The 22,880-nt window shown below is 52.1% G+C and carries 25 protein-coding genes and 1 riboswitch; of the genes, 16 read left to right on the top strand and 9 right to left on the bottom strand.

The window, feature by feature from the left end; all coding sequences use genetic code 11:
* From D3D03_RS13810 to D3D03_RS13795, 4 genes are read right to left on the bottom strand one after another with little or no spacing between them, the layout of a single operon-like run.
* On the bottom strand, positions 1 to 999 hold the full coding sequence (locus D3D03_RS13810) for an alpha-ketoacid dehydrogenase subunit beta (RefSeq protein WP_119923883.1): 999 nt from the start codon (positions 997 to 999) through the stop codon (positions 1 to 3).
* A gap of 1 nt (position 1,000) precedes the next feature.
* Positions 1,001 to 2,053: a pyruvate dehydrogenase (acetyl-transferring) E1 component subunit alpha gene (pdhA, locus tag D3D03_RS13805; RefSeq protein ID WP_119923882.1), complete on the bottom strand. Its 1,053-nt coding sequence runs from the start codon at positions 2,051 to 2,053 to the stop codon at positions 1,001 to 1,003.
* 14 nt (positions 2,054 to 2,067) lie between these two features.
* Positions 2,068 to 3,210: a Glu/Leu/Phe/Val family dehydrogenase gene (locus tag D3D03_RS13800; protein ID WP_119923881.1), complete on the bottom strand. Its 1,143-nt coding sequence runs from the start codon at positions 3,208 to 3,210 to the stop codon at positions 2,068 to 2,070.
* A gap of 45 nt (positions 3,211 to 3,255) precedes the next feature.
* Positions 3,256 to 3,651 (bottom strand): thioesterase family protein, encoded by a 396-nt coding sequence (locus tag D3D03_RS13795; RefSeq protein WP_119923880.1) that lies wholly within the window; start codon positions 3,649 to 3,651, stop codon positions 3,256 to 3,258.
* Positions 3,652 to 3,973: 322 nt separating this feature from the next.
* Here D3D03_RS13795 and D3D03_RS13790 point away from each other — a divergent pair, with 322 nt between their 5' ends.
* The 12 genes from D3D03_RS13790 to paaX all read left to right on the top strand — a co-directional run bounded on the left by D3D03_RS13790 (position 3,974) and on the right by paaX (position 14,380).
* Positions 3,974 to 5,269, top strand: a complete 1,296-nt coding sequence (locus D3D03_RS13790) for a phenylacetate--CoA ligase family protein (protein WP_119923879.1) — start codon at positions 3,974 to 3,976, stop codon at positions 5,267 to 5,269.
* Positions 5,270 to 5,286: 17 nt separating this feature from the next.
* Positions 5,287 to 6,258, top strand: a complete 972-nt coding sequence (gene paaA / locus D3D03_RS13785) for a 1,2-phenylacetyl-CoA epoxidase subunit PaaA (protein ID WP_119923878.1) — start codon at positions 5,287 to 5,289, stop codon at positions 6,256 to 6,258.
* 13 nt (positions 6,259 to 6,271) lie between these two features.
* On the top strand, positions 6,272 to 6,616 hold the full coding sequence (paaB, locus tag D3D03_RS13780) for a 1,2-phenylacetyl-CoA epoxidase subunit PaaB (protein WP_026829362.1): 345 nt from the start codon (positions 6,272 to 6,274) through the stop codon (positions 6,614 to 6,616).
* Positions 6,613 to 7,398, top strand: a complete 786-nt coding sequence (gene paaC, locus D3D03_RS13775; RefSeq protein WP_026834025.1) for a 1,2-phenylacetyl-CoA epoxidase subunit PaaC — start codon at positions 6,613 to 6,615, stop codon at positions 7,396 to 7,398. Before paaB ends, paaC begins: the two co-directional genes overlap by 4 nt.
* A 14-nt stretch (positions 7,399 to 7,412) precedes the next feature.
* Complete coding sequence (gene paaD / locus D3D03_RS13770) at positions 7,413 to 7,907, top strand: 1,2-phenylacetyl-CoA epoxidase subunit PaaD (RefSeq protein WP_026834024.1); 495 nt, start codon at positions 7,413 to 7,415, stop codon at positions 7,905 to 7,907.
* 15 nt (positions 7,908 to 7,922) lie between these two features.
* The gene (locus D3D03_RS13765; protein WP_026834023.1) at positions 7,923 to 8,246 is read left to right on the top strand and encodes an EthD family reductase; all 324 of its coding nucleotides are present in this window, start codon (positions 7,923 to 7,925) and stop codon (positions 8,244 to 8,246) included.
* Complete coding sequence (locus tag D3D03_RS13760; protein ID WP_119923877.1) at positions 8,224 to 9,000, top strand: enoyl-CoA hydratase/isomerase family protein; 777 nt, start codon at positions 8,224 to 8,226, stop codon at positions 8,998 to 9,000. Before D3D03_RS13765 ends, D3D03_RS13760 begins: the two co-directional genes overlap by 23 nt.
* Positions 9,001 to 9,014: 14 nt before the next feature.
* Positions 9,015 to 10,523: an aldehyde dehydrogenase family protein gene (locus tag D3D03_RS13755; protein ID WP_119923876.1), complete on the top strand. Its 1,509-nt coding sequence runs from the start codon at positions 9,015 to 9,017 to the stop codon at positions 10,521 to 10,523.
* Between the two features lie 54 nt (positions 10,524 to 10,577).
* Positions 10,578 to 11,447: a 3-hydroxyacyl-CoA dehydrogenase gene (locus tag D3D03_RS13750; protein WP_119923956.1), complete on the top strand. Its 870-nt coding sequence runs from the start codon at positions 10,578 to 10,580 to the stop codon at positions 11,445 to 11,447.
* Complete coding sequence (locus tag D3D03_RS13745) at positions 11,444 to 12,652, top strand: acetyl-CoA C-acyltransferase (protein ID WP_119923875.1); 1,209 nt, start codon at positions 11,444 to 11,446, stop codon at positions 12,650 to 12,652. The genes D3D03_RS13750 and D3D03_RS13745 overlap by 4 nt, the downstream gene beginning before the upstream one ends.
* Entirely contained in the window at positions 12,649 to 13,419 is a 771-nt protein-coding gene (locus tag D3D03_RS13740; protein ID WP_119923874.1) for an enoyl-CoA hydratase-related protein, read from the top strand. Before D3D03_RS13745 ends, D3D03_RS13740 begins: the two co-directional genes overlap by 4 nt.
* 76 nt (positions 13,420 to 13,495) lie before the next feature.
* A complete protein-coding gene (gene paaX, locus D3D03_RS13735; protein ID WP_026834017.1) occupies positions 13,496 to 14,380 on the top strand; it encodes a phenylacetic acid degradation operon negative regulatory protein PaaX in 885 nt (294 codons plus the stop codon).
* Positions 14,381 to 14,429: 49 nt separating this feature from the next.
* On the opposite strand, the gene D3D03_RS13730 is transcribed toward paaX, so the two are convergent.
* Positions 14,430 to 14,948 carry a gamma carbonic anhydrase family protein gene (locus D3D03_RS13730; RefSeq protein WP_026834016.1) on the bottom strand — a complete coding sequence of 173 codons (519 nt, stop codon included), beginning with the start codon at positions 14,946 to 14,948 and terminating at the stop codon, positions 14,430 to 14,432.
* 84 nt (positions 14,949 to 15,032) lie between these two features.
* Here D3D03_RS13730 and D3D03_RS13725 point away from each other — a divergent pair, with 84 nt between their 5' ends.
* The 3 genes from D3D03_RS13725 to D3D03_RS13715 all read left to right on the top strand — a co-directional run bounded on the left by D3D03_RS13725 (position 15,033) and on the right by D3D03_RS13715 (position 17,028).
* The gene (locus tag D3D03_RS13725) at positions 15,033 to 15,959 is read left to right on the top strand and encodes an NAD(P)H-dependent flavin oxidoreductase (protein ID WP_119923873.1); all 927 of its coding nucleotides are present in this window, start codon (positions 15,033 to 15,035) and stop codon (positions 15,957 to 15,959) included.
* A gap of 137 nt (positions 15,960 to 16,096) precedes the next feature.
* Complete coding sequence (locus D3D03_RS13720; RefSeq protein ID WP_026834014.1) at positions 16,097 to 16,525, top strand: DMT family transporter; 429 nt, start codon at positions 16,097 to 16,099, stop codon at positions 16,523 to 16,525.
* A gap of 23 nt (positions 16,526 to 16,548) precedes the next feature.
* Complete coding sequence (locus D3D03_RS13715; RefSeq protein ID WP_119923872.1) at positions 16,549 to 17,028, top strand: DMT family transporter; 480 nt, start codon at positions 16,549 to 16,551, stop codon at positions 17,026 to 17,028.
* 107 nt (positions 17,029 to 17,135) lie between these two features.
* Here the strand turns inward: D3D03_RS13715 and msrA are convergent, their stop codons facing one another.
* Together msrA and D3D03_RS13705 are read right to left on the bottom strand one after the other, a co-directional pair.
* Complete coding sequence (gene msrA, locus D3D03_RS13710; RefSeq protein WP_026834012.1) at positions 17,136 to 17,666, bottom strand: peptide-methionine (S)-S-oxide reductase MsrA; 531 nt, start codon at positions 17,664 to 17,666, stop codon at positions 17,136 to 17,138.
* Between the two features lie 104 nt (positions 17,667 to 17,770).
* Positions 17,771 to 17,874: riboswitch (SAM riboswitch) on the bottom strand.
* Between the two features lie 71 nt (positions 17,875 to 17,945).
* Complete coding sequence (locus D3D03_RS13705; RefSeq protein WP_026834011.1) at positions 17,946 to 19,118, bottom strand: M20 metallopeptidase family protein; 1,173 nt, start codon at positions 19,116 to 19,118, stop codon at positions 17,946 to 17,948.
* A 78-nt stretch (positions 19,119 to 19,196) separates the two neighbouring features.
* Here D3D03_RS13705 and D3D03_RS13700 point away from each other — a divergent pair, with 78 nt between their 5' ends.
* The gene (locus D3D03_RS13700; RefSeq protein WP_026834010.1) at positions 19,197 to 19,490 is read left to right on the top strand and encodes a putative quinol monooxygenase; all 294 of its coding nucleotides are present in this window, start codon (positions 19,197 to 19,199) and stop codon (positions 19,488 to 19,490) included.
* 55 nt (positions 19,491 to 19,545) lie between these two features.
* Here the strand turns inward: D3D03_RS13700 and D3D03_RS13695 are convergent, their stop codons facing one another.
* Complete coding sequence (locus D3D03_RS13695) at positions 19,546 to 22,098, bottom strand: C40 family peptidase (protein WP_233550715.1); 2,553 nt, start codon at positions 22,096 to 22,098, stop codon at positions 19,546 to 19,548.
* Between the two features lie 175 nt (positions 22,099 to 22,273).
* Positions 22,274 to 22,831 (bottom strand): GNAT family N-acetyltransferase, encoded by a 558-nt coding sequence (locus tag D3D03_RS13690; protein ID WP_119923871.1) that lies wholly within the window; start codon positions 22,829 to 22,831, stop codon positions 22,274 to 22,276.
* Positions 22,832 to 22,880 lie beyond the last annotated feature (49 nt).

The raw sequence follows: 22,880 nt of genomic DNA, 5'->3' as shown, positions 1-22,880 counted from the left end.
TTAAAAATCGATCGTACGCTGGATCGCTTCAAGCACACGAGTCGGCGTCGGGATGTAATGGTCTTCGAGCGCGAATAATGGAACCGGCACATCGAATCCGGTGACCCGGGCAATCGGTGCCCGTAAATACAAGAACGAAGTATCATTGATTAAAGCAATCAAATCATTCCCGAGTCCACCCGTTGCCTGTGCTTCATGAACGATGACAGCCCGACCTGTTTTTTGGACGGAGGCGGCAATCGTCGTCCGGTCAAGCGGATAAAGAGTCCGTAAATCAATCACTTCACAGGAAATACCGCGTGTCGCTGCTTCGGTCGCCGCTTTTTGGGCAACCTGCACCATCGCCCCCCAGGCGATGAGTGTCACGTCGTGACCTTCCGTGACGCATTTGGCTTTTCCGATTTCAACCGTGTACGACTCACTCGGAACCGGTTCCTTAAAGGCGCGGTAACTGCGCATCGATTCGAGGAATAAGACCGGGTCCGGATCTTCAATTGCTGCAATCAATAAGCCTTTGGCATCGTAAGGGGTTGCCGGACAGACGACCTTTAAGCCGGGCATCGAGGTGAAGAGGGCTTCCGTACTGTCCGAGTGGATTTCCGGTGCCCGAATGCCTGCCCCGTAAGGAGCCCGGATGACCATCGGGACACCATAACGTCCCATCGTCCGCATCCGGATTCGTGCGACATGCGTCATGATTTGTTCGTAGGCCGGATAGATAAAACCGAGGAATTGAATTTCGACGATCGGTTTAAACCCGTTGACCGCAAGACCGATTGACGTTCCGACGATTCCCGCTTCGCTGAGGGGTGTATCGATGATCCGGTCTTCGCCGAATTCTTCCTGTAGACCGTCTGTTGCCCGGAACACCCCGCCGTTTTTTCCGACATCTTCGCCTAAGACGAGTGTCGTCTCATCGGTCGTCAGTTTTGTCCGTAAGGCATCGGTGACAGCCTGGACAAGCGTCATCTCCGTTTGTCGATTGATTGGTGTCGCCATGTCAATTCCCCCTCGCTGTCAGGTAATCCGCTTTTTGACGGATTAAATCGTCCGGTAGTGTCGCAAACGTATGGTCAAACAAATCGTTGACGTCAGGTGAAGGGAAGGCTTCCATCGTTTTGACGGCCGCCTCGACCTCTTCTTGATGGCGGATTCGAATCGCTTCGATTTCCTGTTCCTCGTAAAACCCTTGTGCCTTCATGAAATCTTCCAAACGGGTGAGCGGATCGACGTGGTCACGCGACCGGTCCTGATCGCGGTATTTCGACGGATCATCCGCCGTCGTATGCGCACCGAACCGCCATGTAACGGCTTCGATCAATGTCGGACCGCCGCCGGACCGGGCCCGCTCAAGTGCCTCTTGCATCGTGAAGTACACGGCAAAGACATCGTTGCCGTCAATCCGGACGCTCGGCATCCCGTAGGCCAACGCTTTTTGGGCAATCGTTTCCGAATGCATCTGTTTTTGGATCGGGACCGAGATTGCATACCCGTTGTTTTGATTAAACAAAATGACCGGTGCTTGGAAAACGCTCGCGAAGTTCATCCCTTCATGGAAATCACCTTCCGAGGTCGCGCCGTCTCCAAAATAAGCGACGGCGACTTGATTCGTCCCTTTACGTTTTTCTGCCCAGGCCGCACCAACGGCATGGGGAATTTGTGTAGCAATCGGTACTGCCGGCGGGAAGATATGCAACTCGTCCGTCGGGACACATCCTTCGACCCGTCCATTCCAGTACAAAAACGTGCGGACCATGTCAGCGCCAAAGGTCAGTGTCGCCCCGTGATCACGATACGTCGGGAAGACCCAGTCCTTGTTATGCAGCGCATAGGCACTGCCGACCTGTGCGGCTTCCTGCCCTTCAAACGGAGCATAGGTCCCGAGACGTCCCTGGCGTTGCAGGTTGATCGCCTTGCGGTCAAACGTCCGGATGCGGTTCATATGTGTGAACAGGGCGAGGCTGAGCTCCTTGGTCAGTAAGTCGGTTTTAGATGTATCGATCACTTGTCCCGCATCATCGAGGATACGGTGGATCGGAAATTGGGTTTCCATCGGTGTCACCTCCATTAGTCGTTACGGATGTTCCATTTTGGTTTGATCGTATTCGTAAAGATGTTGTTATGACGTGACCGGATTTGAATGCGTTTAGTGCACATCCGGTCCGCTGCTTCAAGTGTCGTGATCGATTCCGCATGGGACTCGTGGAACACTTCGAGAACCGCATCATAGATGTGCTTGGTTTTCAGCAAGACCCGTTCATGGTTCGCCCCGTATAATTCATCAGCGACTTGAATCAATCCGCCGCCGTTGACGATGTAGTCCGGTGCATATAAAATGCCGCGTTGCTTTAATTCGAGTGCGAGCGCATCCACTGCCAGCTGGTTGTTGGCAGATCCGCAGATGGCCTTACATTGCAACAAGTGGATGTTCGTTGCTTGGATGACGCCCCCGTAAGCACAAGGAACAAAAATATCCGCATCCGTCAGATGGATTTCATGGGCGGCGATGACGCGGACTGTCCCCGGTGTTTGTTCTGCCCGTTCAACGAGCATAGCCAGAACCGCTTCATTGAGATCGGAGGCGTATAAGTTAGCGCCTGCGTCCAACAGCTGTTCCGCGACTTTATAGCCGACTTTTCCAAGACCCTGGACCGCGTAACTCGCCCGGCTTAAATCGTCTGATCCATACAAGGTTTCGACGGTTGCGCGCAGACCATAGATGACACCTTCCGCTGTCGGGATCGACGAATCCCCGCTGCCGCCAAAGGCTTCCGGAATGCCGACGATCCGGGAGGTTTCCCGACTGGCGTGGACGAAATCGTCCATCGTCGTTCCCATGTCCGTCCCGGTATAGAAACGACCGCCGAGCGAATCGACGAATCGTCCGAAGGCCCGGAATAGTTCCGGCGTCTTATCGGTTGCAGGATCACCGATGATGACGGCCTTGCCGCCGCCAAAATCAACGTCAGCCGCTGCGCATTTATACGTCATGCCGCGCGACAGGCGTAAGACATCATCGAGTGCTTCATCGACGGTTGAATACGGCGCCATCCGGCATCCGCCGAGTGCGGGGCCGAGCGTCGTATCATGAATGGCGATGATGGCTTGCAGACCGGACACGGGATCGTTGCAAAAAACGACCTGTTCATGACCGGAGATTTTTTCCATGATGGACGGTGAGGGATTCGTAGACGGGTTCAACATATTCATAAGAAACATCCTCCTGACTTATAGTAAGCGCTTTCATTTTGGGATTTACAAAACACGCGGCGTCAACTTTTCCTGAATCAGCTGCTTCGTTAAGATGATTTGTTTCACCTCACCCAGACCGATGACACGCTCGCCGTGTCTGACTTCGACTTTTGCCAAGACGCGGTCGGGTGTGAGTTCGATGACAGTGGCTTCAATCCGGATATTTGATCCCAGTGTGGCCATCCCCAAGTGCTTCAAGGAAACGGCACCACCGACTCCTTCTTCCTGTTCTTCGAGGTAAGGGAGGATTAGTTTTCGGGCCGCCCATTCCATGTGATAGACCATCGACACGGTTGAATAGGCCGGATGGACGATCACACCTTCAAATTGAGCGAACATTTCTTCGGTCACAATTGCTTCAACGACGGCTGTATCTCCAAGCGACAAACCATTTCTCAACGTGATTCCCCCTTGATTCCGACCACAGCTGGTCTTACCAAAAATAGTATAACACTTGTCACACGATATTTTATCAATCAGTTACGAAATGAGCAAACATTTTCAGAAATATTTTCCAAAAAGAAATATCATTTTTGTGTTTTCTCTATAGGAAACGCCTTTACGGGTTATTTTGATTTAAATGGCGTCAGAAAAAAGTTGATTTGGGAGCTTTTAACAAAATGGAGGATTGACAATAATGTGAACGTATCGTAGTTTTATGATATAACCATTTTAAAACGGACGTTTATTTATTGTGTCGGAAAAGTCGAGGAGGTGCAATTTGTATAACAAGATTCTCGAAACGATGACGGCGGAAGTCAGGACAAGCTTACAGTTGGAACGCTTGCGCGAGACCGTACGTTATGTGACAGCGCATGTACCCTTCTACAGAACACAGTTTGCGGACCGCGGACTCGATGCGGACTCCTTGGAGACGTTGGCGGATCTGCAAAAATTGCCGTTCACCCGGAAAAGTGATCTGCGTGAACACTATCCATTCGGATTGTTCGCTGTTCCCCCGCAAGCAGCAGCCCGGATTCATGCTTCATCCGGTACGAGTGGAAAACCGACTGTCGTCGGTTATACCGAAGAAGATCTTGCGGACTGGTCGACTGCCGTGGCGCGTGGTCTGATTGCAATCGGGGCGGACAAAACCGACCTGTTGCACAATGCCTACGGGTACGGATTGTTCACAGGCGGACTCGGGTTGCACGCAGGGGCAGAACAGCTCGGAATGGTGGTCGTTCCTGTATCCGGAGGAAATACGGATCGGCAGATTACCTTGATTGAAGATTTTCAGCCGCGCGGCATTTGCGGGACGCCGTCTTATATGATGCATCTCGCAGAACGGATGGAAGAACGTGGTCTCGATCCACGAACGAGCAGTCTCCGCTACGGCATTTTCGGAGCCGAACCGTGGTCGGAGGAATTGCGGCAGACACTCGAAGAAAAATGGGGCATTCGCGCCTTCGACATCTATGGTCTCAGTGAAATCATGGGACCGGGCGTCGCAATGGAATGTCAGAAACAAGATGGATTGCACCTGATGGACGATTTGTTCATCACAGAAGTGATTGATCCCGTGACGGGGGAACCGATGCCGGAAGGACAAGTCGGGGAACTCGTTTTTACAAGTTTAAAAAAGAAAGCGCTTCCAATTATTCGGTATCGGACCGGTGATTTGGCATCCGTGACGACAGAACCATGTGCATGCGGGCGGACGACCACCCGGATGTCACGGGTCAAAGGCAGAACGGACGATATGCTGATCATCCGTGGCGTCAACGTCTTCCCGTCGGAAATCGAACGGGTCCTGTTGCAACAAACAGGTGTCAGTCCGCATTATCAAATTCACCGGATTCAACGCGGGGGTCTTGAGGCATTGGAGCTGCATATTGAAGCAGACAATGAAGCGAGCCCGGAAGACCTCAAACGAGCTGTCTGTCACGCCATAAAAACGGAATGTCTGATCTCCGTCAATCTGGTCTGTCATCCGCCATACGGTCTTCCCCGTTCAGAAGGAAAAGCAGTCCGGATCATCGATCGACGGATGGAGCCGGAGAAGAAGTTTGTTTAAGCAGAGGAGGAAACAAGATGTATGATGCGACACATCTATTCGAACCGCCGGTCATGACGGAAGAAGAAAAGCTGGCACGGTTCAAGGAACGGATCGATAACGGGGAAAAAATCGAAGCCGACGACTGGATGCCTGATTTCTACCGGGACACGCTGATCAAGTTGATTTCGATGCATGGAATCAGTGAAATCATGGGTGCCTTACCAGAAAAAGAGTGGGTACCGAAAGCACCGTCCTTACGCCGGAAACTCGGTATCATGGCAAAAGTCCAAGATGAGATGGGGCACGGGCAACTCCTACTGCGGGTCGTCGAGGACTTGATGAAACCGTATGGAAAAACGCGGGCCGACTTGATGGACGATTTGTTTACGGGCCGCCTTAAATTCCACAACGTCTTCCACATGCCGACCCGTTCCTGGGCAGACGCCGGGACGATTGGTTGGCTCGTCGACGGAGCCGCAATTATTACCCAGACGAATATGCTCGGGGCTTCCTATGGTCCTTATGCACGTGCATTACAACGGATTTGTGCGGAAGAAGTGTTCCATGCCCAACACGGTGAGTCAATCATCATGGCACTAGCCGAGGGAACACCGGAACAAAAAACGATGATTCAGGAATCCCTCGATGAGTGGTGGGAATCCCTGCTGATGTTCTTCGGACCGGCGTCAAAAGAGACGACCGGTACGTCAAAACAGGACGTGACGATTGCTTATAAAATCCGGACGAAGACAAACGAAGAATTGCGTCAAAACTTCTTTACGAAATATGTGCCCCGCATCCGTTCGCTTGGTCTCGTCATTCCGGATCCGACATTACGGTTTGATGAGGAAACGGGACAATGGATCTATGCCCAGCCGGACTGGACGGAATTCAAGAAAATCATTCAGGGCGGCGGTCCCCGTTCGAAGGAACGACTGGCCTTACGTCAAACTTCGTATCAAAACAATGCGTGGGTGCGCGAGGCACTTGCTGAGACAATCGGCTGAAGGAGGAACCACCATGACGGAAACGTTTTACCAAGAGTTCGAGGTGTTCAGTAAAAGGACGCCGAATGCAGCCTTTACGCATCAGTTCAGTTTACTCGCACCGAATAAAGAGATGGCCTTAATGATGGCGCAGGAAAATTTCATGCGCCGCGAGCCGGTCGTCGATATCTGGGTCGTCAAGCGGGAAGATATCCGGGGGATGACACCGGATGAAAAGCAGATGTTGCAACGGCTCGACAACAAGGATTACCGGACGACAAAAGGATACGGGTATCTCAAGAAAAAATGGCGGCATTACGAGCAACAGATGCTCGATGAGAAAGAGATCATGTCATGGCAGGGAGGCGATTCGAAATGACGGAAGCAGAACGGTTGGCTTTAGCCTCCCTGATGTATCAACTGGCGGATGACGATTTCCTTTATGCCTACCGCGGATCGGAGTGGCTGGGTCTGGCACCGCATATCGAAGAAGATGTCGCGTCCTCCTCGATTGCCCAGGATTCGATGGGACATGCGGCGATGTATTATCAGTTGCTCGAGGACATCGGTGAAGGAAAAGCAGATGCACTTGCTCATGTCCGTCTGGCGCACGAACGGAAAAATTCCGTCCTCGTCGAACGGGTCAACGGTCCCGGTTACTATATGGAAAATCCGGAGTATGACTGGGCGTATGCTGTCGTTCGTAATTACTGCTACACGCTCGCGAAAAAGGTCCGCATCGATTCGTTGAAAAAAAGCAGTTATGCGCCGCTCGCAGCACTCGCCGTCAAGGTCAACATGGAATTGTATTATCACCTGTTGCACTGGCAAACATGGTTCACACAGTTGTATCAATCGACGGAAACCGCCCGTCAGAAGATGGATGCGGCCCTTGAACGGGTCCTCGCTGACTTCGGGGATCTGTTTGATTACGGCGAAGCGACGGAAATCATTGACGAGATGCGGTTGATCGAAGGACAAGGGATCTTAATTGACCGCTGGTACCAAGCCTTGACACCGGTCCTTGTGGATTTAAACGTCACGCTGCCGGAAATGAAGATGACTTATAACGGACGAAACGGGGAACATTCGCCTGACTTAAACGATGCCTTATCGACACTCGGTGAAGTATATCTGCTCGATCAGTCAGCAGTATGGTGAAGGAGGAACGGCAGATGACGACAGGACTGGAACAAGAAATCCGACAGGCGCTCGACACGGTCAAGGATCCGGAAATTGATGCCGTCAGCATTCTCGATCTCGGGATGTTCGAAACGATGGAGTGGACGGAGACGTCTGACGGATATGCTGTCCGCGTCACGCTGCTTCCGACATTTTTAGGATGTCCTGCGCTTGAAATCATTCAAAAAAATACGGAAGCTGCGTTGTTACAAGTCCCGCAGGTCCAGACGGTCGACGTCGTGTTTCTCTTTGATCCACCGTGGACGTCGGACCGGATCACCGACCGCGGCATGACCGGACTGAAGTCCTTTGGGATTGCACCACCCCGTGTCATCGACGGTCACTGGGAAATCGACTGTCCGTATTGCGGATCGACGTTCGTTTCGATCGAGAATCTGTTTGGTCCGACGGCTTGCCGGAGTATTCTGTACTGTAAATCATGCAAAAATCCATTCGAGGCGATGAAACCCGTCTCTACTCTCATGTGAAGGAAGGTAATCATTATGGTAAAACTAATCGCGCTTTATACACACCCGGAGAACAAGGAACAGTTTGATGAGCATTACTTCAATGTCCACGGTCCACTGACGGCAAAAATTCCGGGGTTACAGGAAATGACGGTCACGAAAATCGTCGGTTCACCGATGGGTGGGGACGGAAAATACTATTTGATGTGCGAGATGGTCTATGAAAGCCATGAAACGATGCAGGCCGGCATGCGTTCGCTCGAGGGAAAAGCGTCCGGCAAAGACTTGATGGGCTTTGCGGGAGATCTCGTGACGCTGATGATTGGTGAAGAAGTCCATGCTGACACGACAGTACGTTAAAGCGGACGTCGACGGTCAGATCGGCCGGATCCGGCTCAATCGACCGGAACGTTACAATGCCTTGAACCGGACGATGATCCGGGAAATCGTCGAGGTGATGGAACAATTTGATCAGGATGAGACGGTGGCTGTCATCGTGTTGAGCGGGGAAGGAAAGTCGTTTTCAGCAGGTGCTGATATCGACGAGATGGTCGACGCGACACCGGTTTCGATGGAGTTGCTCGACCCCTTTGCCGACTGGGACCGCATCAGCCGTCTGCATAAACCGTTGATCGCGGCGGTCCACGGATTTGTCCTCGGCGGTGGTTTTGAATTGGCACTGGCATGTGATTTGATTTACGCGACGCCCGAGACGCAGTTTGGTTTTCCGGAAGTTGGACTGGGGGTCATGCCGGGAGCCGGCGGAACCCAACGATTGACGAGACGAATCGGTCGGACACGGGCGCTTGAATGGTTATGGACGGGGGAACGGATGACGGCAAAGGAAGCGGAACGCCTTGGCATCATCAACCGCGTGTTCGCATCGGAACAATTCGAACATGACGTCATGACGCGTGCACACCAAATCGCTGCCCAACCTCCGGTCTCCGTTCGTCTGATCAAAGATGCCGTCGATAAGGCGGGAGACTTGTCGTTACAGGACGGGATGGACCATGAACGGAGAAATTTCTACTTATTGTTTGGAACAGCCGACCAGACGGAAGGCATGCAAGCCTTTTTAGAGAAACGTCAACCGACATTCAAAGGAAACTAAAAGGAGTGGAAGCTATGTCAATGGTACATGAAAAAACAATCGAGATGAAACGGTCCGTCTATCACTTGCTGATTAACGGCGAACAAGTCGAAGGGACAACCGGCGAAACGTTTAAGACCTACAATCCGGCAACAGGGGAAGTCATCGCCGAAGTCGCCAAAGCGTCAAAAGAAGACGCGGATCGGGCGGTGCAAGCAGCACGCGAAGCATTTGATCACGGAAAGTGGAAGATGTGGCCGGTCGGCCGCCGGGCGCAAGTGCTCAATAAAATCGCCGGCATCATGCGTGCCCGGTTCAATGAACTGGTGGAACTCGAGATTTTAGATACCGGGAAGTCATTAGCAGCCGCACAAGGACAGATCACGCAAGCGATTGAAGACTTTGAATTTTATGCCGGTGCGATCGTCGGTCACCGCGGTGCCGTCAATAATGTGCCGGGACAGTTCCACAACTATACGGAAAAGGAACCGGTTGGTGTCTGTGCCCAAATCATCCCGTGGAATTATCCGTTGATGATGGCAGCCTGGAAAGTCGCGCCGGCCATCGCCGTCGGCTGTTCGGTCGTTGTGAAACCGGCGACCCTGACACCATTGACAGCGATCATCCTCGGTGAAATTTGCCTCGAAGCCGGTGTGCCGGCGGGTGTCGTCAACGTCATTCCGGGATCAGGCCGGGAAATCGGCAACCATCTGGTCGAACACCAAGCTGTTGATAAAGTCGCCTTCACCGGTTCGACACCGGTCGGAAAAGACATCATGGGTCGGGCGTCGGAAAGCTTAAAACGGGTCACGTTGGAACTCGGCGGCAAGTCGCCGAACCTTGTATTTGAGGATGCGGACATCACGGCAGCCGTTGACGGATCGCTGTTCGGGATTTTCTATAACAGCGGTCAGTCGTGTGAAGCGCGGTCACGCCTTTATGTGCACGAAGACATTTACGAAACGTTCATGGAACAGTTCGTCGCGAAGACGAAACAACTTGTTCTCGGCAATCCGCTTGATAAAGGGACACATGTCGGGGCAATCATTGACCAACAACAACTCGACGTCATCGACGGATACGTTCAATCAGCCAAAGCAGACGGGGCGACAATCTTAACGGGTGGTCAAGTCGAGCAGGTGGCCGGATTTGAAAAAGGTTTCTGGTATGCGCCGACCATCATCACCGATGTGACACACGACATGAAAGCCGTCCAGGAAGAAATCTTCGGACCGGTCGTCGTCGTGATGAAGTTCAAGGATGAAAAAGAAGCGGTCCGTCTGGCAAACGATACAGAATTCGGACTCGGTTCCGCCATCTGGACGAAGGACGGGGCACGGGCGACACGAATTGCCAATCAGATCAAAGCCGGCATCGTCATGATCAACTGCCCGTTCTCGGCTTTCCCGGGGACACCGTTTGGCGGTTACAAACAATCCGGTTTCGGACGTGAACTGTGTATCGAGACACTGGATTTATATACGGAAACGAAAAGTATCCTGTCGTATTACGGAAGTCGTCCACTCAATCCGTTCGGACTGTAAAACCAAGCGTGCGGACGTTCGTCCGGACGCTTTTTTAAAGGGGGAAATCAGATGATGGTTCAGCAACTAGTGGTCGTAGGATCCGGTGTGATGGGAAGGGGCATTGCCTATGTCGCAGCCGCAAACGGGTTCGAGGTGGCGCTCGTCGACATCGAGCAACACCTGCTCACATCAGCCCAGCACGAATTAGAAGCGATTGCCGATAAAGCAATCATCCGCGGAAAATTAACTGCGGAAGAGGTCGACCATCTGTTCAACCGACTAAGCTATTCGACGGATCTCGTCGGGACTGTCGGACGGGCGGATCTCGTGATTGAGGCCGTTCCGGAACGGCTCGACATCAAACGGACGGTCTTTGAGACACTTGACCGCTATGCACCGGACGGTTGTGTTTTCGCGACCAACACCTCGACGATGAGTCCGACGGAAATCGCTTCGTTTACAAACCGTCCGGAGCGTGTCATGGCGATGCATTTCTTTAATCCGGTTCACCGGATGCCGCTCGTCGAACTTGCCCGGGGTCTTGAAACGTCAGAAGAGACCGTGTCGATTTGTGAGGATGTCGCACGGCGGATGGGCAAAGAGACCGTCGTCATTCAGGAGTTCCCTGGGTTTGTCACGTCCCGGATCAGTGCCCTCGTCGGCAACGAAGCGTTTTATATGTTACAAGAAGGACTCGGGACACCGGAAGAAATCGATAAGGCGATTAAACTCGGGTTGAACTATCCGATGGGACCGTTTGAACTCGGGGATTTGGTCGGACTCGACACCCGGTTGAACAACTTACGGTACCTCCATGAAAAACTCGGGGAAAAATATCGTCCGGCGCCGCTGCTCGAACAATACGTCAAAGCCGGACGGCTCGGACGGAAAACCGGACGCGGTGTCTATGATTATTCGGACAGCGGGGTGAAGACACCATGAGACGCGTCGCAATCATTGATGCCGTCCGAACACCAATCGGGCGGTATAACGGAGCCCTCAAAGCGGTCCGGGCGGACGACTTGGGCGCCTGTGTCATCGAGGCCCTCGTCCAACGGAATCCGCGTGTTGATCCGAAAACGATCGAAGAGGTCATCTTCGGCAATGCGAATCAGGCGGGCGAAGATAACCGGAACGTCGCCCGGATGTCCGGCTTACTCGCCGGTCTGCCGGTCGAAGTCGCCGGGACGACCGTCAACCGCCTGTGCGGTTCGGGACTGGATGCCGTCATTGCCGCGGCACGCGCGATTGCGCTGAATGAAGGCGATATCTACATTGCCGGAGGGACGGAAAGCATGACGCGGGCACCACTCGTCATGGCGAAACCGGAAACCGGATTTGCCCGCGGCAACCCGGCCGTCTACGATACGACGATCGGATGGCGGTTCGTCAACGATAAATTGGATGCGAAATACGGCACGGATTCGATGCCGGAAACGGCCGAACATGTGGCTGTACGGTACAACATTACACGCGAAGTCCAGGATGATTTTGCATTCATGAGTCAACAGCGGGCCAAACAGGCGATGGAAGCGGACCGTTTTCAAGCAGAATTGGTTCCGGTGCAGTATACGACACGAAAAGGACAAGTCGTCGAAGTCACTGTCGACGAACATCCCCGTCCGGAGACGAGTCGGGACAAACTCGGAACGCTCAACAGTTTGTTTGCGGACGGGACCGTCACGGCAGGCAACGCTTCTGGTGTAAATGACGGAGCAGCAGCCTTATTGTTGATGAGTGAAGAAACGGCCAAACAGCTTGGTTTAACGCCGCTTGCGTATTACCGGGCAAGTGCGGTCGCCGGGGTTGAACCGTCCGTCATGGGTATCGGACCGGTTGATGCGACGCGTAAAGCCTTGGACCGGGCAGGATTGACGATTGACCAGTTGGATCTGATTGAATTAAACGAAGCCTTTGCGGCACAAAGTGTCGCGTGTATTCAGGAACTCGGATTACCGGTGGAGAAAGTGAACGTCAATGGGGGGGCGATTGCCTTTGGTCATCCGCTTGGCGCAAGCGGTGCCCGCATCCTGACGACCTTGTTGCACGAAATGTGCCGGACGAACCAGACCTACGGCTTGGCGACGATGTGTGTAGGTGTTGGTCAGGGCATCGCGTTAATTGTCGAACGGGAGGGACTTGTATGATTCATTTTGAACGGATGGACCAGATCGGATTGATTCGGCTCGATCGACCGGAGCGGATGAACTGTTTGGATTACCCGACACTGGTGGAACTTCAACAACTGGTCGAAACGGTCCGGCAGGATGCGACGATTCGTGTCGTCATCTTCACGGGAACCGGCAAAGCCTTTAGTGCCGGGGCAGATTTAAAAGAGCGGACGACGTTGACGGAACGTGAAGTCCGGCGGAACGTCGAGGCGATTCGGGACGTCTTTACGAACATCGCCGATCTGCCGCAACCGACGATTGCTGCCGTCAACGGACATGCACTCGGCGGCGGGTTCGAGTGGATGCTCGCTTGCGACTTCCGGATCATCGTCGAAGGGGCATTGGTAGGATTGACGGAAACGAGTTTCGGCATCATTCCCGGTGCCGGCGGGACGCAACGATTGCCGCGGTTAATTGGAGAGACGCGGGCGAAGGAACTGATTTTCACGGCTAAGAAGATTGATGCGGCGACTGCGGAACGATACGGTATCGTCTCTCGCGTCGTTCCGACGGTGGAGGAGTTGCTGCCAGTTTGTTTCGCCTTCGCCGGCGAAATGTTGCGAAATGGACCGGTGGCAATCCGCCAAGCCAAACAGGCGATTGATCAGGGACTCGACCACCCGATCTCAGACGGGCTGAAAATCGAGACCGCCGCCTATGAAGCCGTCATCCCGACAGAAGACCGGATGGAAGCCTTACGTGCGTTTGCCGAAAAACGGACCCCGCAGTTTCAAGGCAAATGAGGATGGTCGTCACCTGAAATAACACGTATACTAACGGTACACAAAAAAACGTTATATCAAAGAGAGAGTGAATGACATGAGTGCGAATACACAATCGATGATTTTTACAGTATACGGGGATTACATCCGGCATTACGGCAATCAAATCTGGGTCGGCAGCTTAATTCGTCTGCTCAAAGAATTTGGTCATAATGAACAGGCGGTCCGGGTCGCCGTTTCGCGGATGGTCAAGCAAGGGTGGTTGACGTCACAAAAACAAGGCACCAAAAGTTTTTATTCGTTGACACCGCGTGGGGTCGAACGGATGGAAGAGGCAGCGAGACGGATCTACAAATCAACGCCTCACGTCTGGGACGGGAAATGGCGGACATTGATGTATACGATTCCGGAAGACAAACGGCAAATCCGGGACGAACTGCGGAAAGAATTGTCATGGAGCGGGTTCGGAAACTTATCAAACGGCGTCTGGATTTCACCGAATCCGCTCGAAAAAGAAGCGGAGCGGTTGATTGACGCTTATGGCATCACCGAGTATGTGGACTTTTTCGTCGGCGAATATCATGGACCACAACCGGATCAATCACTGGTCGAACGGGCTTTTCCGCTGGATGAGTTGCAAGAACGGTACGAACGGTTCATCGCCGAATACAGCCGGCGCTACATCGTCCATCAAAGTCGGATTCAACTCGGCGAGATGGATGAAGAACAGTGTTTCGTCGAACGGACGACACTTGTCCATGAATACCGGAAGTTTTTGTTTACCGATCCCGGTCTGCCGCAAGAGTTGTTGCCGGACGAATGGAGTGGCCACCACGCCGCATTATTGTTTGAACAGTATTACCGGTTGCTCGCCGAACCGGCAAGCCGGTTCTTTGAAGCGGTGTTTCAGGAAACGCATGACGTCACACAAAAAAGTGCCGACTATGATGCGTCGGAACATCCGTTGTTTGCTGAACGGTAAAAAAAACGCTCATCCCGACGTAACGAGATGAGCGTTTTCTTGATGACGTTCAGCCTTCGGCCAGTTGCTTCCGAAAGGCATATCCTTTATCGACATAGGAATCGATCGATTCTTGAATCATTTCCAAGTCGGCCGGTGTCAGTTCACGGACGACTTTGCCGGGCGACCCGATGATCAAGGAGCGGGGCGGGAATTTTTTGCCGGACGGAATCAATGTATTGGCTCCGATGATACACTCTTCGCCGATTTCAGCATGATCGAGAACCGTCGCGCCCATCCCGACGATGGAACGCCGTCCGATTTTACAACCGTGCAGGATCGCATTATGTCCGACGGTGACTTCGTCCTCGACGATGACCGGAGCACCCTCGTACAGGTGAATCGTTGCATTGTCCTGGATACTGCACCGTTTACCGATTGTAATCGGTCCTTCGTCCCCGCGGAGGACGGCATTAAACCAGATCGTCGATTCTTCTCCAATCGTCACGTCACCGATCAAAAAAGCACCGGGAGCGACAAACACGTTTGCCGCAAGGGCAGGAGACAGATCGCGGTAGGGAATGTTCATCAAACAACGCCTCTTTTCTAAAAATGAATTAAAATTCAGTCTTACATAGTATACCATTCTTAGTGACGGAAACGGAGGGAGACCATGTCTCGTGTATGTACCAGCTTACAGATTGAAATCCCGATTATTCAAGGGGGAATGGGAAACATCAGCCATGCTGAATTGACGGCCGCGGTTTCGAACGCAGGGGGACTGGGCACGATTGGCTGCGGAACGATGTCGCCCATTGAAGTCAAACGGTTGATTGAAGCCACACGACGCCTGACGTCACGTCCGTTTGCCTTGAACATCGCGATTCGTGTTTCCCCATATACGGAAGACTTGATCACGTTAGCAATCGAGGAACAAATTCCGGTCGTCTCGTTATCCGCCGGAAACCCGGCGCCTTTTCTGGGACGTTTACAGGAGGCAGGCATCCGGACGATTGGTGTCGTCGCGTCCGTCAAACAGGCGGTTAAAGCGGAACGGGCCGGGATTGATTTACTGGTGGCGGAAGGAGTCGAAGCGGCCGGGATCAACTCACCGCTCGAACTGACGACGATGACATTGATTCCGCAAATCACCGATCAGGTCACGATTCCGGTACTTGCAGCCGGAGGAATCGGCGACGGTCGTGGTCTTGCAGCTGCCTGGATGCTCGGGGCGGAAGGCGTTCAACTGGGAACCCGGTTGATTGCGACACAAGAGTCCTGTGTGCACCCGCAGTATAAAGATCATCTTGTGCAGGCGGATGATCTCGAGACACGGATCATCGGGCGTGAGGTCGGACAAGTCCGGCGTGTCTTGAATGGGGCGTATGTGGACGGGTTACGTCCGGCGTCGCTCGCTGAATTCCAAGAAAAAACGAACGAATCGTTTCATATCAAAGGGGCACTTGAGGGCGACGAGACAGCAGGATATGTCAACGCCGGTCTTGTTTCCGGCTTGATTGAGGATATTCCGACCGTTCAGGTATTATTTGACCGGATGATGGACGAGGCGCAGGAACGGATCTCTCGACCATTTCCGTAAACGCATAACGGATTAATTTCAGGAGGAGGCCAGTTGGTCTGCTCTTTTTTTGTGTTTTTGGCAGTTTAGGACATTTGTCCTTTTCAAAGCCGGGTGGAATGCGGTCTACTCATAATTGGAGAAAAAGGAGGATGAAGATGCAAGGAATCGTGTTTGCCTTATTCAGTGGATTGTTTATTGCCTTGCAAGGCATTTTTAATGCCCGGCTGGGTGACGCGGTCGGTCCATGGTTATCCGTGACCATCGTTCACTTTGTCGGTTTGATGGGTTGCTTGTTGATTTACGGGTTTGTCCGTGACCGGAAAATCGGTGGTTTTCGAAAGTTGCCGTTGATTTATGCCAGCGGCGGATTGCTCGGCGTGTTAGTCGTCGTTACGGAACTGACGTCGATTCAACTGCTTGGAATGACGTGGGCGATGTCGTTGTTACTCGTCGCACAGATTCTATGTGCTTTTGTCATTGATTTGAACGGCTGGTTCGGTGTCATCAAAAAAAGCAGCAACCGGGGGCAATGGGTCGGTGTCGGGTTGATGTTGACCGGCGTCTTGATTTTTTCGCTCGCCTGAAGTGAATCAAAGGAGGAAACCAAATGGGATTAGGAATGTTTTGTGCCGTCGTTGCCGGGATGATGATCAGTTTACAAACCGTGTTGAATGCGCGGATGAGTCATGCCTTCGGCGCATGGGCGACGACGACGTTAGTCTTTCTTGTCGGATTGCTCGGCTCGTTGCTTGCCTTACTCTTATTTCGAGGAGGAACGCTCTCGGCGGTCCGCGAAGTTGAACCATTGTATTTGTTTGGCGGATTAGTCGGCGTCGGGGTTGTTTTTTGTGTCATGCGAGGGATTCAACTGCTCGGTCCTTCGATCGCAATTTCGGTCGTCTTGATTTCACAATTGAGTTTCGCGTTATGCGTCGATGTTTTCGGTTGGTTTGGTCTGCCGCAGGTTGATTTATCGCTTGGGCAGATAGCCGGTCTCGCCGTGATGCTGACCGGAATTTTTGTTTTAAAACGGTATCAAGTTGTGGATGAAACGGAACAAACAGAGGACGTCAAAGCGATTTCCTGAGTGGACGACAACAGATACGTCACGTTGGACCGCAAGATCTCGGCTGGAAAAATGAAAAAAGGGATTGCTCATCCGTCTGAGATGACAATCCCTTTTTGGCATTTTGTTTAAACCGTTGCTTCTTCTTTCCAGGCGACGTCGATAAAGGCATCACGACCGGACGCTTTCCGGTCTTTTTTGTAGTGCGCCGGATTTTTTTTGTGGAAGTCCTGATGATACTCTTCCGCCGGATAAAAAGCGTGCGCCGGTTCAATCCGTGTGACAATCGGTTGCTTAAAGCGGTTTGTTGCTGCTAACGCGTCACGCGACGCAATCGCTGCGAGACGTTGTTCTTCCGTATGATAAAAAATTGCCGGTGCATACTGTGTGCCACGGTCCTGGAATTGTCCGCCGGCATCGGTCGGATCCGTCTGCGGCCAGTACAGTTCGAGTAACCGTTCGTACGAAAACAGTGCCGGATCAAATGTAATCTCGACGACTTCGGAATGCCCGGTCGTTCCTGTTTTGACCTGCTCATATGTCGGGTTGTCGACATGTCCTCCTGTATAACCGGACACGATACTGTGAATACCCGGTAGTTCCTCAAATGGTGTCACCATGCACCAGAAACATCCTCCTGCAAATGTTGCTTTTTCCATGTCATCTCTCCCTTTCCCTTGGTTCCTTGAACCGTAATGCTCTCATTTCTGACAGCGAGAAAACGAAAACGACTCCTTTGCTTGGTTGCAAAAGGAGTCGCCGCTTTTTATCAACCAAAGCTTTCGCTTTGCTGGTCGTAGCACCTTGCTGTACGCAGGTTGCTGGGACGTCATCGATCCAGATCTCTCGGTCCACTCTTGATAAGTGTTATATGAAGTTGATGTAAGTTCGTTATCGTTGGGATGATAATACCATTCACAAAAGTGGAAAGTCAATCCTTATGTTTGTAAGGCGCGGAGAACCGTGGCCCCTAACGTTTTGGCTCCGATCAGCAAGGCCTGCTCGTCGATTTCATACTTTGGATGGTGTTGCGGATAAATCGTTCGACCGTCCGTCTTCGCAGAACCGGTAAAGAAGTAACTGCCCGGGACCTGCTCCAGGTAGTAGGCGAAATCGTCGGCAGCCATCATCGGTTTGACTTCACGAACGTGTCCTTCCGGTAAAAAGCCGGCCGCTTCCTGAACGAGCTTCGTTTCATTCGGATGATTCCAAAGCGACGGATAACCGGTCGTGAAATCGATGGAATACGTAGCGCCAATTCCGGCACACGTCGTCCGGGCGACCAGATCCACCTGCTGGCGCAACTGATGCCGGAGTTGTTCATTAAACGTCCGGATTTCTCCGACAATCCGCGCCTCGCCGGTTACGATGTTCGGAGCCGTTCCGGCGTGAAACGAACCGATGGCGACAATCGCCGGCTCAAACGGATCGACCCGTCGACTGACGAGATGCTGAAGATTACAGACGAGCTGTGCGCCGGCGACGAGTGCATCCTGCGTCCGGTGGGGGGCTTGGGCATGACCACCTTGACCGTGGACGACGATTTCAAATTCATCGATGGCACATAACGTATGTCCGCTGTGGTAACCGATCGTCCCAACCGGAAGATCGTTTTCGAGGTGGGTACCAAAAATCGCATCGACTCCGTCGAGGCAGCCATCTTCGATCATTTGAATGGCACCACCCGGAAACACTTCTTCACCGTGTTGATGAATGAAGAGGATTGTGCCCTCGAGTTCCTCCTGCAACGGTTGAAAGGCGGCGGCCAGTCCGAGGACGATTGCCGTGTGTCCATCATGTCCGCAGGCATGCATCACACCGGGACGGATTGAGCGAAACGACAGTTCGGTTTCTTCCTGAAGCGGTAATGCATCAAAATCGGCACGGACAGCAATCGTTTTTCCGGGACGTGCCCCTTGTAATGTCGCGACGATACCGTTACCACCGACATTTTTTTGATACGGGATACCGAGTGCTTCATAATATTCGATGATTTTGGCCGGTGTCCGGACTTCTTGAAACGACAATTCCGGATGCCGGTGAAAATCGCGGCGTAAACGAATCATCTCGGCTTCTTGTTGTGCGAGATGGATAAACAGGGTTTCTAACATCAAAATCATCCTTTACGGTATGTCTTTAGGAAAAACGGGTACAGGTAGAGGTAATCAATTCAGAGGAGGAATCAACACATGGGTGAAATCATCGTCAATGCCGTTCTTACAGTCAAAGCAGGATTAGCGGATCAAGTCTTTCCCATTTTAAGTACGGTTTACAAAGCCACACAAAACGAGCCGGGCTGCTTACGCTATACGTTACATCAATCGATTGAAAATGAACATGAGTTCATGCTCTATGAAGTCTACCAAGATGAGGCTGCACTCGAAGCGCATATCGCATCGGACCATTATAAAGCATACCGCGAACAAATCGAGTTGTATCTCGAAGACCGTCAAGTCACGAAATACGTCGAGATGACGTTCTGAACGATAAGCGAAGAGGGCTGACTTTAAAGTCAGACCCTCTTTTTTGTTTGTGATGTTACATCGATTTAAAGCCAAGGAAATGTTCGCGCCAACGCGGTTCATAGATGGAATTGATCTGCAGTTGCGAGCCGCCGGCATGAATGAAATATTCATTGTCGAGCATGATGCCGATATGCGACGGACCATCGGTATACGTATTCTCGAAGAAGACGATATCCGAGCGTTTTCCACTGCTGATTGTCGTCCGGCGGTTCGTAAAGAAGGCGCCGTACCAATAGCCGCTGACGTTTGTCCGTCCCCCGTATTTTCCGGCTTGGTTCGTTGCGTAATGGATTAAACCAGAACAGTCAAAGCCGCCGTTGGCTGACGTTTGCGATCCCCACGTATACGGTGTTCCCAAATGTTTGGCCGCTGCTTGAATCAATTTTTCACCGCGGGACGTATTTTTCTGGGCAATCCGTGTGTCGCTCGTGACGGTGACGGCACTGACCGGCAGATAGACAGGGGACCAGCCGGATTGAATGACGTAGAAATTTCCGACACGATACCGGGGATAAACACGTTTGCCTTGTTCAATCAAACCGGTGCTTTTCGGGCTGGCCGGTGTTGCGAAATAAGACGTCGTCGCTTTGACGGTATACGTTTTTAACCGATTGACCGCTTGTTGGGTGTAACGCATATCCGGTTTCGTCGTCCCGATATAGGGATTGATGACGTAACCGGTCGTTCCGTTTGGTAACCGGACTTGCCAGAAGTCGTCGTCAATCGCTTTCAGACCAATCAGCTTCGTGCCTTTCGTGAGATAGGCGGCAGGACGGCTGTACGCGACATCTGCTGAAAACAGCGGTGTCTGATCAAAATGTACATAAAAGACCGTTCCGACTTTTGGACGCGCGGTCGGTTTATTTAAGCCGAGTTTACTCGAGTCGACGAAACCAAACGTCGTCCCGACTTTGACGCGGGTGTAGTAGCCGCTCTTGCCGTAAATCGACAGGGCGGTATTTTTTTTGAGTGTTCCGATTTTTCCCGTCAGACTGGCTTTTGGATGCACAACCAGTTTATCCTCGAGCACATAACGGGTTCCGGTGACATCATACAAATCCGGTTTTTTCGTGACGAGATCCGTCGTCTTGAGATAACCGTACACGGAACCGACCTTGACCCGTGTGAACGAACCGCTTGTCCCGTAAATCTCGATTGGTTCCGCCCGTTTGATCGAGCGGAGAACGGTTTTCGCGGTCGTGTCTTTGAAGATTGATGTGTTTTTAGCCGCATACCGAAGTCCGGTCTTTGCGAAGACTTTTGTTTTCGCAAGGGCACTCGTCAAGACGAAGGCATACTGACCGCGGAACAGAATCCGGCTGTAGGCGCCACTTGTGCCATAGACGGTCAATAACGTATTCGTTTGATGATTTTTTAAAATCGGACTGGAACTGTTGGCTGCCTGACGAATCGGGGTCGATGCCTGAACGTACAGGCGGTCCGTTTTGGCGTATGCTTTTAAGGGTGCCAAAGCACTCGTCAAGACGAAGGCATGCTGACCGCGGAATAAAATCCGGCTGTAAGCGCCGCTCGTTCCGTAGACCGTCAGCAGTGTATTCGTCTGATGTTGGGCGAGAACCGGGCTCGTACTGCTGGCTGCTTGACGGACCGGCGTCGGACTTTGCACATACAGGCGGGCAGTCTGTTCAAAAAATGCAAGATCCCCAAGGTGTGCCGTCAAGACAAAACCATATGTATCCTTCAACCGGACACGCGTATAGTCACCGGAGACACCGTAGATGTCGATGTGTTGGTTTTGTGCCAGTGTGCCAAGCGGTTTTCCGGTTGCAGAAGCGGTCGGATAGACAGGCGTGAGTCGTTGGCTGTATTTTTTGCCGGTCACCGAATGCGAGGTGACTTTTGTTGTTCCGAGATGAGCTGTCAAAATGAAAGCATAACGACCATTCAACTTGATCCGGGTAAACGTGCCTGACGTTCCGAATGTTTCAACGGATTGATTGACGGCGTATTCTGCAAGGGCGGTTCCATTGGTATCAGCTGTCGGGTAGACGGCTGTTTTCTGTTGCACAAAACGTCCTCCGGTCGTTGCATAGACAGGAGTCGCACTGAGATCCGCCGTCAACACGAACTGATACACTGTGCCTTGCTTAATGCGTGTAAAAAGTCCTTCTTGTCCGTATGTATCGACTGCCGTATTCAGTGCCAACGCATCGGTTGTCACCGTCTCTGAAGCAGCTGTCGTATAAAGCGGTGTCGATTTATTCGTATAACGGCTGTCGATTTTTGAATAAGTTGGAGCGGCGGCTAATTGGTCGGTCTTAACGAATCGGTGGACACCGTCGAGCAGGATGCGTGTAAACAGACCTTCTGTCCCGAACGTCTCGACTTCCGTCGCAGCAGGTAAAGTTTGAAGGGCGTCCGTACTGTCCGTTGTTTCAAAGACCGGTGTTTCTGCTTGGGTGAATTGTTTGCCGGTCGCGACGTCCGTCTGTTGCTCGGCGACTGCCGGAGCGGCGTCACCTTCCGCAAGTCCCTGGACCGGAAACGAACTGAACAGCATGACGGAGGCGGCCAGTGAGGTGAACCATTTTTTCGAAAGAGGCATCGTATGTAAACTCCATTTCTCATAGAAAATTAATTTTAATCCAGCTAAAACTAAGTTTACCATGTTCGATTTTTATAGTGTAAAAAGATATCAAAAAAAGTCAATCATCCACCAAATTAAACAGGGGTAGTCAGATACAAAAAAACCGATGCCTCCTTCGAGGCACCGGTTTGAGTTATTTTTGATTGTCTTCATGATCAACCTGCCATTCCCAATCGAGCATGCCGTAAATGAGGGAATCGCGCCAGTGGTCTTCCAGATACACCGTTTCGCGAAGTTGTCCTTCTTTTGTCATCCCGACTTTTTGGAGGACACGTTCGGAGGCGACATTTCGCGGGTCACATGTCGCTGTAATCCGGTGCAGTTCCAGTTTCTCAAAACCGAATTCAAGTAAAAAGTTGGCGATGAAGGTAGCATAGCCGTTTCCCCATTCGTCGGGAGACAAGATGTAACCAATCTCAGCCGTTTTATGTTCGGTATCGGTGATGACGAGTTCGCCGGCTCCGATCACGTGATCATCTGGAAAGGTAACCGCAAAGACATAGCGGCGGCGTGGACTCTCGAGCTCACTTTCGAGAGCGTCGTGAATGAACTGTTTGCTATCACTTTCGGAGTTGGGTCCCCACGACTGATACTGACTCACGATGGGTTGTGAGGCATAGGCATGGACGGCTTCCAAGTCTTCTGGCGTGAAACGGCGGATTCGCAGTTGGTCATTGATTTTGTAGCGCATGATGGACTCCTCCTCTATAGTTGACTCTCTATACCTATTAGCCACTTTC

The sequence above is a fragment of the Exiguobacterium sp. RIT452 genome (assembly GCF_003598705.1).
GTDB lineage: Bacteria > Bacillota > Bacilli > Exiguobacteriales > Exiguobacteriaceae > Exiguobacterium_A > Exiguobacterium_A undae.
This window is presented reverse-complemented; position numbering and strand designations above follow the sequence as displayed.